The sequence below is a fragment of the Bacteroidota bacterium genome, assembly GCA_013360915.1.
Classification (GTDB): domain Bacteria; phylum Bacteroidota; class JABWAT01; order JABWAT01; family JABWAT01; genus JABWAT01.
The window spans coordinates 16,535-27,206 of sequence record JABWAT010000026.1 but is presented as its reverse complement, the minus strand read 5'-3'; the positions used below and the strand labels follow the sequence as shown (position 1 = coordinate 27,206).

General features: G+C 54.3%; 11 protein-coding genes and 1 riboswitch. Of the genes, 9 read left to right on the top strand and 2 right to left on the bottom strand.

Annotated elements, in window-relative coordinates:
• The first annotated feature begins 185 nt into the window (after nt 1–185).
• The 9 genes from HUU10_14925 to HUU10_14885 all read left to right on the top strand — a co-directional run bounded on the left by HUU10_14925 (nt 186) and on the right by HUU10_14885 (nt 8,994).
• Entirely contained in the window at nt 186–323 is a 138-nt protein-coding gene (locus tag HUU10_14925) for a hypothetical protein (GenBank protein NUQ82896.1), read from the top strand.
• 118 nt (nt 324–441) lie between these two features.
• Nucleotides 442–1,467, top strand: a complete 1,026-nt coding sequence (gene mnmH, locus HUU10_14920) for a tRNA 2-selenouridine(34) synthase MnmH (protein ID NUQ82895.1) — start codon at nt 442–444, stop codon at nt 1,465–1,467.
• Nucleotides 1,464–2,519, top strand: coding sequence for a selenide, water dikinase SelD (selD, locus tag HUU10_14915; protein ID NUQ82894.1), 1,056 nt, complete (start codon nt 1,464–1,466; stop codon nt 2,517–2,519). Before mnmH ends, selD begins: the two co-directional genes overlap by 4 nt.
• A 2-nt stretch (nt 2,520–2,521) precedes the next feature.
• A complete protein-coding gene (locus tag HUU10_14910) occupies nt 2,522–3,430 on the top strand; it encodes an amidinotransferase (protein NUQ82893.1) in 909 nt (302 codons plus the stop codon).
• A 4-nt stretch (nt 3,431–3,434) separates the two neighbouring features.
• A complete protein-coding gene (locus HUU10_14905) occupies nt 3,435–4,070 on the top strand; it encodes a C40 family peptidase (GenBank protein NUQ82892.1) in 636 nt (211 codons plus the stop codon).
• Between the two features lie 70 nt (nt 4,071–4,140).
• Nucleotides 4,141–4,359, top strand: a riboswitch (cobalamin riboswitch).
• Nucleotides 4,360–4,454: 95 nt separating this feature from the next.
• The gene (locus HUU10_14900; protein ID NUQ82891.1) at nt 4,455–5,495 is read left to right on the top strand and encodes a hypothetical protein; all 1,041 of its coding nucleotides are present in this window, start codon (nt 4,455–4,457) and stop codon (nt 5,493–5,495) included.
• Nucleotides 5,496–5,723: 228 nt separating this feature from the next.
• Entirely contained in the window at nt 5,724–7,568 is a 1,845-nt protein-coding gene (locus HUU10_14895) for a TonB-dependent receptor (GenBank protein ID NUQ82890.1), read from the top strand.
• Nucleotides 7,553–8,596 (top strand): hypothetical protein, encoded by a 1,044-nt coding sequence (locus HUU10_14890; GenBank protein NUQ82889.1) that lies wholly within the window; start codon nt 7,553–7,555, stop codon nt 8,594–8,596. The genes HUU10_14895 and HUU10_14890 overlap by 16 nt, the downstream gene beginning before the upstream one ends.
• Complete coding sequence (locus HUU10_14885) at nt 8,584–8,994, top strand: NUDIX domain-containing protein (GenBank protein NUQ82888.1); 411 nt, start codon at nt 8,584–8,586, stop codon at nt 8,992–8,994. Before HUU10_14890 ends, HUU10_14885 begins: the two co-directional genes overlap by 13 nt.
• Here HUU10_14885 and HUU10_14880 read toward each other — a convergent pair.
• Together HUU10_14880 and HUU10_14875 are read right to left on the bottom strand one after the other, a co-directional pair.
• Nucleotides 8,988–9,602 carry a hypothetical protein gene (locus HUU10_14880; protein ID NUQ82887.1) on the bottom strand — a complete coding sequence of 205 codons (615 nt, stop codon included), beginning with the start codon at nt 9,600–9,602 and terminating at the stop codon, nt 8,988–8,990. The two genes, HUU10_14885 and HUU10_14880, sit on opposite strands and share 7 nt — an antisense overlap.
• Entirely contained in the window at nt 9,599–10,105 is a 507-nt protein-coding gene (locus tag HUU10_14875; protein ID NUQ82886.1) for a DUF423 domain-containing protein, read from the bottom strand. Before HUU10_14875 ends, HUU10_14880 begins: the two co-directional genes overlap by 4 nt.
• Nucleotides 10,106–10,672: the final 567 nt, after the last annotated feature.

Here is a 10,672-nt window from a genome sequence, read left to right as displayed (position 1 = left end):
CGGGACTCAGACAGCAATCGTTTCTGACGGCCTTCCGTTTCTCACGTCGTCGGCTGGCCGATGTCGGCAAAGACAAAAATCCTGGAAAATGGACTTTGCCTTCGCGGGTGGCAAGGATCGCAGCTTTCAGATAACGCCGTTTGTGTAAACCCCGAAGGGGTGACAGTATTGTAGAAAATCCCAGTATGACCATCACCCAGATAGGCCGATCGGATGAAATTTTTGATTTTTCCCACGACCCCGAAGTGGGTCGAATCATGAGTAACCTGGTCATTGAACCTAAAGTTTACCCCGATGAAATCGAAGCCATCCGGATGAGGTAATCGAGGGGCCCGGTTTCCATCCCCCCTCTCGTCCGACCCGGTTCACCAATCTCAATCTCCGAAAATCTGATCCCCTCCCCTTCTGGCATTTGCATCGGGAATTGCGGATTTTCCCGTCATGCAATTGTTATGTTCCGTCCCCGATTTTCTTGTCAAACGGCAGTCCATGCCGGTGTTCGATGTCAGAACGCCTGCCGAGTTCGCCAATGGTCACATTCCCGGCGCGATCAACCTGCCGCTTTTCTCCGATCAGGAACGACATGAGATCGGGCTGATCTATGCTCAGGAAGGGAAAAAACCGGCCATTCTGAAGGGGCTCGATTTCGTCGGTCCGAAAATGCGGATGCTTGTCGATCAGGTGTTGGCGGTAACCAACTCACGGGTGGTGGGGGTGTACTGCTGGCGGGGCGGCATGCGAAGCGATGCCGTTGCCTGGCTCCTGGGTTTTTATGGTTTCACTGCCTGGCGGGTCGAAGGTGGCTATAAATCCATCCGCCGGACGCTACTTGCGGAAATGATGCAACCACGTCCCGTCCGGATCATCGGTGGCAGGACCGGCAGCGGGAAAACGCAGGTGCTTCATGAATTGCAGGGTCTGGGAGAACCGGTCATCGATCTGGAAGAACTGGCCCACCACAAGGGATCGGCCTTTGGTGATATTGATGAACCCCCGCAACCGACGCAGGAACAGTTCGATAACCTGCTTGGACTCAGCTGGCTGAGCCACCCGCAGGAATCCCGTCTCTGGCTCGAAGATGAAAGTCATTTTACCGGCTCCATCCAGATCAATGAACATATCTGGAAGGTGATGCGCCAGGCGCCGGTCGTCTATCTGGATGTTCCCGAGGAGTTGCGTGCAGACAATCTGGTCGACTCCTATGGACGGACCGATCGGGAAAACCTGAAACGATCCATCCTGAAAATCAGGGAAAAGCTGGGCGGAGCCGATACCAAACTGGCTCTGGATCTGCTGGAAAAAGACCGGTACCACGATCTGGCGATCCTGCTGTTGCGGCGGTATTACGATCCCGGATACGATTACGGTCTTGCCCGCCGGTCGCCTGAAACCATTCACCGGGTGGTTGTAACTGACCGGGATTTTCGTAAAATTGCTTTAAAACTGAAGGACCTCACGCTTTCATGACGACCCCTTCGCCCATCAGACTGACCCAATTCAGTCACGGTGCCGGATGCGGATGCAAAATTGCACCCTCCGTTCTCGACCAGATTCTGAAAACGAATACCGTATTTCCCGACCAGGCTTCCCTGCTGGTGGGAAATCATTCCCGTGACGATGCCGCCGTTCTCGATCTGGGAAACGGAATGGCCCTGATCAGCACCACCGACTTTTTCATGCCCATTGTTGATGATCCGATTGAATTTGGCCGGATAGCCGCCACCAATGCCATTTCGGATGTCTATGCCATGGGCGGGATGCCCACACTGGCCATTGCCATCCTCGGCTGGCCCGTTGATAAACTGCCGCCTGAAATCGCCGGTCAGGTGGTGGAAGGCGGACGGCTGGCCTGTCTCGATGCCGGAATCCCCCTCGCCGGTGGTCATAGTATCGATTCTCCCGAACCCATTTTCGGTCTGGCCGTGAACGGTCTGGTTCCCGTCGGAAACCTGAAACGGAATAATACCGCCCAGGCCGGTGACCTGCTTTTCCTGACCAAAGGACTCGGGGTTGGCATTCTAACCACCGCCGAAAAACGCCAGATTCTGCTCGAATCCGATAAACGGGTGGCGGCAGAATCCATGATGAAACTGAACCGGATCGGCGCCGACCTCGGAAAACTGGAGGCCGTTCATGCACTGACCGACGTGACCGGTTTCGGCCTGCTGGGGCATCTGGCCGAAATGGCTGGTGGTTCCGGGGTTCATGCCACCCTTTATCCCGACCGGATTCCCCGTCTGACCGATCTGACGCCTTATCTGGAGCAGAAATCGGTTCCGGGTGGTACCAACCGGAACTTCAACAGCTACGGCCATCAGGTGTCTTCCCTCACCCCCGATCAGAAGGCCCTGTTGTGCGATCCGCAGACCAGCGGCGGATTGCTGATCGCCCTTTCCCCCGACGGAACCGACCAACTCCGCCGGCTTTTCAATGACCACGGAATCGGGGTGCCTGCCGACCCGATCGGCGAACTGATTCCGGCAATAACCAACCAACCCATGATACAGATCAGGAGCTGACCATGATTGCTTACCAGGCTTACGACCATCCGACCTTTTCCATTGGTGATCTGGAGGATCGTCCTCCGCAACAGAATGTCCTGCTTACCACCCCCGATCATTTCGATGTGATTGATGTGAAAAATCCATACATGGAGGGAAGCATCATCGATCGTCACCGTGCGAAAAAGCAGTGGAAAGATCTGCGGGCGGTTTATGAACAGCTTTATCACCGCAACCTCATCCGCGGATTGTTTGTCGTTCCCGGTGTGGAAGGACTCGAGGATATGGTTTTCTGCTGCAATCCGATCTTTTCCTGGACGGTGGATGGAAACCGGTGCGTGGTTCTCTCGCACATGCGCTTTCCGAGCCGTCAGCGCGAGGTGGAGCATCACCGTATCTTTTTTGAACGCCAGGGATTCACCATCATCGAACTGGAAGGCAGTGGTCTGTTCGAAGGTGGGGGCGATGCCATTCCGCATCCATACAAACGGCTGATCTGGGGAGGCTACGGCCACCGGTCCGACCGGCACATGTACGATGAACTGGCCGTGAAATTAAAAACACCCATCATTCCACTCGAACTCGTCAGTCCGTGGTTTTACCACCTCGATACCTGTTTCAATCCGCTCGATGATGACACCGTGCTCATCTGTCCCGAAGCGTTCAGCGAGAGTGGACTGAAGGCCATCCGGACCATGTACAAAACGGTCTATGAAATTCCGCGCGAGGATGTAAAAACAACCTTTTCCCTTAACTTTGATGCGGTATTTGATGAAGAGGCCCGTCGTCGCGTGGCCATTATTCAGAAATCTCAATCCATGGTGATCGGTATCCTGAAGAAAGAAAACTACGAAGTGATCGAAGTGGAAACTGGTGAATTCATGAAATCGGGCGGATCGGTTTTCTGCATGAAAACCGTCATGGATTGACCGGATGTCGATCAGACCACCGAAAAGAAAAACAGCAAAGTCGCAAAACGGCATGTCATCAGGATGGATTCCTGTGTGGGGTGCCGGTTTGTTGCTGATGATGGTACTGCAGTCCTGTCAGGGATTGCAGGGAGTCGCGCGGTACAAAGCCCCGGACCGGACAGGAAGTGCTCCGGCTGGCTCTGCAAAAGAGGCAACTCCGGTGACACCGGCACCGGCACCGGCAACACCTGCCGCTCCTTCCCGTTTTTCTCCATCCAACCAACCCGTATCGGTCGATAAACTGATGGCCTTTGTGGCCGACTGGAAGGGAACCCCTTACCGGTATGGCGGACTGTCCCGGTCGGGAATTGATTGCTCGGGATTCACTTCCACATTGTATAAGGATGTGTATCAGACCACTATTCCACGAACCAGTCTCGATCAGTTTCAGGTAGGGACGCCGGTCAGTCCATCTGACCTTCAGCCGGGCGATTTGGTTTTCTTTCAGTTGAAACAGACACGAACGGTGAGTCATGTGGGCGTCTTTCTGGGAAATGGCGACTTTGCTCATGCCAGTCTGTCGGCCGGGGTCACCATCGACAAACTCACCGATCCGTACTACGCCGATACCTACAAAGGCGCCCGGCGGGTGAAATAACCGGTCAGCCTGTCGACCGGTTCTAATCATCAATTAAGACACCAGGGTTGATATTTCATCGGCCCGGTCCCAATTTTGCAACGCTTCAGGTTTATCCGGCCATGGCCGGATAATGAAAAGGGAATGCCGTGAGAAGGAAACTTTTAACCGGCAGCTGCCCCGCAACCGTGATTGGTGCCACCCGGAAGAAAAGCCACTGTCCCGATAAATCGGGATGGGAAGGCCCGGGAACTGGAAATACAACTCCACACCAAGAGCCGGGAGACCTGCCTGATGCGGTACCGTGGATCTTCGAGGGACGGATCCGGGAACTGCAGCCGGCAGACTGCTGGTCTTCACTCCCGATTTCTTTCCTTCCTGCTTCCACTAATCATGAGGTTTTCTATGCAATGGCACCGCCGTTATCACCGGTTCATCTGGTTATTTATACCCGTTCTGCTTTCCTGTGAAGTGGAATCGGATGATGCGTCATCCGAACCAGACCGGATTTTCATCGCCAACCGGGGGCAAACCCATCCGACCGATTCCACCCGGTTTAAAGCTTCCGATATTTCTGTTTATTCCTTCAGCGGCGATTCCACGGTGCCGGATGCCTTTGCAAAGGCAAATAACAACGAGGGCCTTCCCACAGGTCTTCAGGCACTGGCGCTGAGTGAAAACACCTTGTTTGCAAGTAACCAGCGGTTGGGGTATGTCCATGTGATCGACATCCGAACCATGAAGGAATTACTGCGGATTTCTCTGGGGAAACAATCGGGAGCCGGTGAAATGACCGTGGGCTCTGACGGATTTCTCTATGTGTCGGGTTTTTATTCCGGCTTGTTGTATAAAATCAGCATGACCACGTTTCAGCAGATGGCCAGTCTGCCGGTTGGATCAGGTCCGATGCAGTCGCTTCAGATCGGGGATGAACTCTTCCTGGCGGTGTCTGGTTTTGGAACCGGCCAGGAGGTTTTGGTCATCAACATGAAATCCTTTTCGGTGACCGATACGCTCTACACTCAGGTCAATCCAACGAGACTCGCCCGGACCGGGCAGCAGTTGGTGGTATTGGCCAGTGGTTCTGAAAACCAGACCGATATGCAGCCGGCTGTGCTGTATTTGTTTAATCCTTCCACCCGTGAAAAGGCAGATTCTCTGGTTTTCAGTTCCAAAACCCTCATGCCGTATCTGTCTGTGGATGATGGCGGCCGCATCGTCTTATGGGAGGGGGGAACTCGTTTGCTCGAAGTGGTGAATTCACGTTTTGGGTCATCGGGGTGTTACAGTGTGCACGGTGGCCATCCCATTGCAATCGGAATGAATATTTTTACGATCGCCGATGCCGGGACGAATCAGTTCAAACGTCTCAGAAATGGTGAGATGGTGGGTGTCTGGGCGTTGGGAATCTATCCGACAGGGAGTGCCGTTGTCAGCTACCGCTGAGAAAAAGGCCTATCCTGGTCAACCCGACGGATGTATATACCCGGCATGCCGATGTGAATACCGGTGCGGTGATCTGTTCGGACCCGTCAGCGTTCCCCCGCTGAAGGCAGGGACTTGTGACCAATGCGGAAAGCGGTCCACGGTGTACCGGGTTACCATCGGCTTCTGGTGTAAATCGTGCATTGCAGCAGGTGCCCGGTGACCGTTTTTCTCCATTCCGTCCTGATAATGACCAGTTGGCTGATCGGCCAGGATCCTGATACCACCCTTAAAAACCTGCCTGTGTATGAAATGGAAGAAATTCCGGTGGTGGCCGACCGCGATGCGCGACTGTCGGTCAGTTACTCGGCCGGACTGGTTACCATGGTCCCCGATTCTGTCATGAAATCGCGCCCGCGTTGGTCCGATCTGGTTTCCCTTTTGCCGGGTGGAATGATGAAAGAATTTGGCGGAAGCGCCGGTGTGCAGACGCTTACCAGCCGGGGAACCACGTCTTCACAAAATGTGGTGGTTCTCGATGGCATGGTTCTGAATGACGGACTGACCGGCACGACCAATCTCGGTCTGGTGCAACCCTCCCAGCTATCCCGTCTGACGTTCCGGTCGGGCGGGTATTCCTCCGATGTGGCCGCAGGCGGTTTAGGCTCGACCCTGTACCTTGGCAGCCGCTCTGAACGGAAGCCATCCATCCGGCTGGAAACGTCCTATGGTTCCTGGAATACCCTCACCACCACCGCCAGCTTATCGGGACAGTCGGGATCCTGGTTCGGGTCGGGTGTGATCAGCCGGTCATCGTCCGATGGAAATTTCGACTTTATCCGTCCGGGCGAAACGGTCACCAGTCAGCGGGAATGGAATGCCGGCCGTCAGATCAGCGGACTGGTCACCGGCGGATACGAATCGGGCGATCTGACCCTTCAGTCGGTGTTCATGGTAACCACCCAGCACCAGCAGGTCCCTGGTGCAGTGGCCACCGGAAATCCAAACAACGATGGCGCTGTGATGGACCAATCGGATGTCCGCTGGATTCCGTCCTTTTCCGGTTTGCTGAACGGTAATCGCTACCGGATGTCAGGATTGGTGCGTTCCACACAGACAAAGTACGATGATCCCGATGCGCCTTCCGGACCGGTGGATTGGTCCGACCGTGAACAGGCGCTTCGTCTCGACTGGATTCCTGAGGGTTCAAATTGGCCGGCTGTGGGTCTGTATCTGCGGAATCAGAAAGGAAATGCCGATGTGTGGTTGGGCAAACCGACCGTCTTCAGGCAGGACCGGCAGAGTCTGGCACTTTTCTCCGGATGGGATGGCGAATGGATTCGCATTCAGGGCCGTCTCGAAACCAGTTCGGATTATTCACCGCTGATGACAGGGGCCGTTGCCGGTGTGATCCGCCATGAAAACTGGTATGCCACGCTTTCGCTTATCCGCAATGCCCGTTTTCCTTCTTTCACCGAGATACAATTCAGAAAAACGGGCGAAACCCTGTTTCCTGAACAATACACCGGGTTTGAACCTGAACTGCGTTTTACCGGCCGTTGGCTGTCTGCAACCACCCGCGGATTCTGGTACCGGATTGATCATAAAATCATCGGGATTCCGCAAACGCCGGTCCGGTGGTCGGCTATCAATGCAGGGTCGGTTATCGGAACCGGTATCGAACAGACCGTCACTGCACAAACGGATTGGGTCGAGTGGTGGGGTCAATTTATCTGGCAACGGGTAACCCTGACCGATCAGAAAAACCGGGTTCTGAACGGAAAACAGGTGGTTTACACACCGTTTCTGCAGGGAGCAACCGGCTTTACCTCGGCCATGGGTTCCTGGCAGTTGGGAACCGACCTGTCGTTTACCGGAGAGCGTTACTGGGGAAGCCTGAACCTTCCGGATGAACGGCTCTATGCAGTGGCGTTGTGGAATGCCACTATCGCCTACCAGTCCGGTATTCTGACCACCCCAATTCATCTGACATTCAAAGTACAAAACATCACTGGTTACCGGTATGAGTGGGTCCGATCGTACCCCATGCCGGGCCGGTCCATTATTCTGGAGGCAACATGCGATTTTCTCTGATTTTTTTTGGCGCTCTTCTCGTTGGATGCAACAGCACCGATTCGCCGGATGACTACGCTCAGCCAAACACCGTTCCGGGTGGTGTATATATTCTGAATGAGGGGGAGTGGCAAAAGAATAATTCATCGCTTCAATGGGTCTACCCACAAACCGGTGAAGTGGTTGGAACCAATACCCGTGGTATCTGGGACCAATTAAACTGGGGCGATACAGGTAATTTCCTGTCGGCCAGAAACGACACCGGTGCAGTGGTGGTATCTGGTTCAAACCGGATAGATTTCTTCCTGACAGACAACGGCCGGTTCCTGAAAAGCTTTTTTTTCGGCAACCTGAAGGTCGAACCCCGGGAGATTATTTCGGCAGGGGACGGGACCTGGTGGGTCAGTTCGTTTGAACGTCATTCAGTGATCAGAATCCGGCCATCCAATCTGACGATAGTGGAAGAGCAGTTTACCGACTTGAAACCGGAGCACCTGATCATTGCCAATGGCTATCTGTGGGTGTCTGCAACCGGGTGGGGCGCTGGTACTACAGTCAATCGGATTAACCTGAAATCCAATTCGTTTCAGGCCATAGAAGTGGGCCTGAATCCGGCCAGAATTGTAGAAACCAGCACGCAAATGGTGGTTCTGATTCTCGATAACCCCTGGGGAGAAAGTCCGGATAGCCGGGTGGTGACGCTGAATAAAGTCAGTGGTGAAGTGACCGGCACCTACCGGTTTGGTGAGACTCTTTATTCAATGGACCGCGAATCTGGCGATTACATTCAATTACAGACGGCTACCCGTTTAATCCGCTGGATTCCCGGGCAGGAATCCTTCACCGTTTTACAGGTGTTTGCCGATAAACCGACAACGGGTTCCATCGTCTACGAGATGTCGGTCGATACGGTTAAAAATGTCACCTGGCTGACATCGATCAACAATTATACTTCACCCGGCTGGCTGGAAGGATTCCGCAACGGAGAGCGTCTGTACGGTCCCATACAGGTGGGGATCAACCCCGGTTCCATTTTATGGAATTACTGAAAAAAACCATACCGGTTACCTGTGCGGTGATCCGGCAGGAGGACCGCATTCTGGCCGTTCAGCGCAGCCGTCATGACCCGATGTTGCCAGGGTTGTGGGAATTTCCCGGCGGAAAGGTCGAGCCGGGTGAAACCGAAGAAGCCTGTCTCATCAGGGAAATCAGGGAGGAACTGGAACTGGAAGTGGAGATACTGAAGCGGCTGCCCGATGTGAACTGGGATTACGGCAATGTACTCATCCGAATGACCCCCTTTATCGTCAGAATAGTGACGGGCACCATGAAGCTGAACGATCATGATGCCTTCCGCTGGATGACGGTGGCCGATCTGATGTCGCTGGACTGGGCACCGGCCGATGTGCCGGTTGTGCGTGGGCTGATGTCAGAGGCAGGTTACTGACGGTCTGGTCCCCGTTCGGCAATGGCGGCCTGAACGGTTACCGACAATGCCCCACCGGGTAAGAGCCGGATGGTGAGATGACCATGACGGTTTCCGGGCCGGGTGATCACATTCATCAGATACGATTCATCGGGCGGGGTCATCTGACGTGGCAGGATCGAAAAGCCGATGACCGCCTCCGAAAAGGCCGAACCTGCCGTCAGATTCCATTGCAGCCGCTGAGCCCCGGTTTTATACTGACCAGAGGCGATGGATTGAAGAGGTTTCTTGCCTGCTGATCCGAAAGCAGTGACCTGCAGGTTGGCAGGTTTCCAGGTCAGGGCAGCATGCGGCTGACCACGTCTTGGTTTGGAGAAAGGTTCTGCCACCGGATCCAGACGAATCCAGGATGAATCGGAGAAAACCGGCAGATACCACACCAGAACCGAGTCGGTGGTGCTGCTCAGGTCGGTTACCAGCCAGGAAGTCCCTTCCGGATCGGGGTAATGAGTCAGTCGTGCAAAGATCGATCCCGATTCCACAATGGCCTCGGTGGGCGTGGTCCCGGGGCGGGTGGTTCCGCAGGAAAGCAACAGTCCGCAGAAGAACCAGAGAGCCGTCAGCTTCATCGTTTACCGCTCCAGGCCAGATATCCCCATCCGATCATGAAGGACACGCCGCCAATGGGCGTGACAGCCCCCAGCCAACGGATATCGGTCAGTACCAGTGCGTATAAACTCCCGCTGAATAAAACCAGACCCAGCAGAAACCAATAACCGGCAATGACGGCTTTTCCCCGGTGACTGATGTGATACCAGATACCGGCAATCAGAATGCCGATGGAATGAAAAAACTGGTAACGGACAGCTGTTTCCCAGGTGCCCAGCCGGGCTTCTTCAATCACGCCCTTAAGCAGGTGGGCGCCAAAGGCACCGAGAGCAACCGACAACAGACAAAGAAGCGCACCGGTGAAGATCAGATTAATGGGTCTGGCTGGCGGAAGGTGTTCAGGATTTTTCAAGGAAGGCTCCGTAAAGGGATTGAATACACTCGGGACAAAGTCCGTGGGTGAACTCGGCAAATGATCGCTCCCCGATGTATTTTTCCACCTGATTCCAGTAACCCTGGTCATCACGGATCCGTTTGCACCGTCCACAGATCGGCATGAGTTTATTCAGTGTCTCGAGGTTTTCGATGGCTGTTTGCAGATCGCTGATGTGCTGTTCATTCTCGGCGGTTTCCCGTTTCAGACGGTAGGCCGATTGAATGCGGGCGATGAGTTCGAATTTCCGTACCGGGCGCATGAGGTAATCGGCCGCACCGGCATTAAACGCTTCTTCCAGAAACGAATCTTCCAGATGGTCGGTGATCACAATGATGGGTGTGAACGGAAAGAGCGGATCGGCCAGCAATTCCCTGATCATGCTGATGCCATCCAGCTGAGGCATGGAAATATCGGTCAGAATCAGATCGAATCCGTTCTGATAGCCCCGGCGTCTGATCATGTCAATGGCCGTGCGGCCATTGTCTGTTTCCACCAGTTCGGTGATGGGAAGGTCGCTGAGCAGACTTTTATTCAGTTTCCGGTTGACGAACGAATCGTCCACCATAAGTAGTTTCATATCGTAAATTTACACAGGTTCGGGAAAAGTCGCACCATCGGGCAGAACCTGTTTTTCCTTTACAACTGATAACGGCA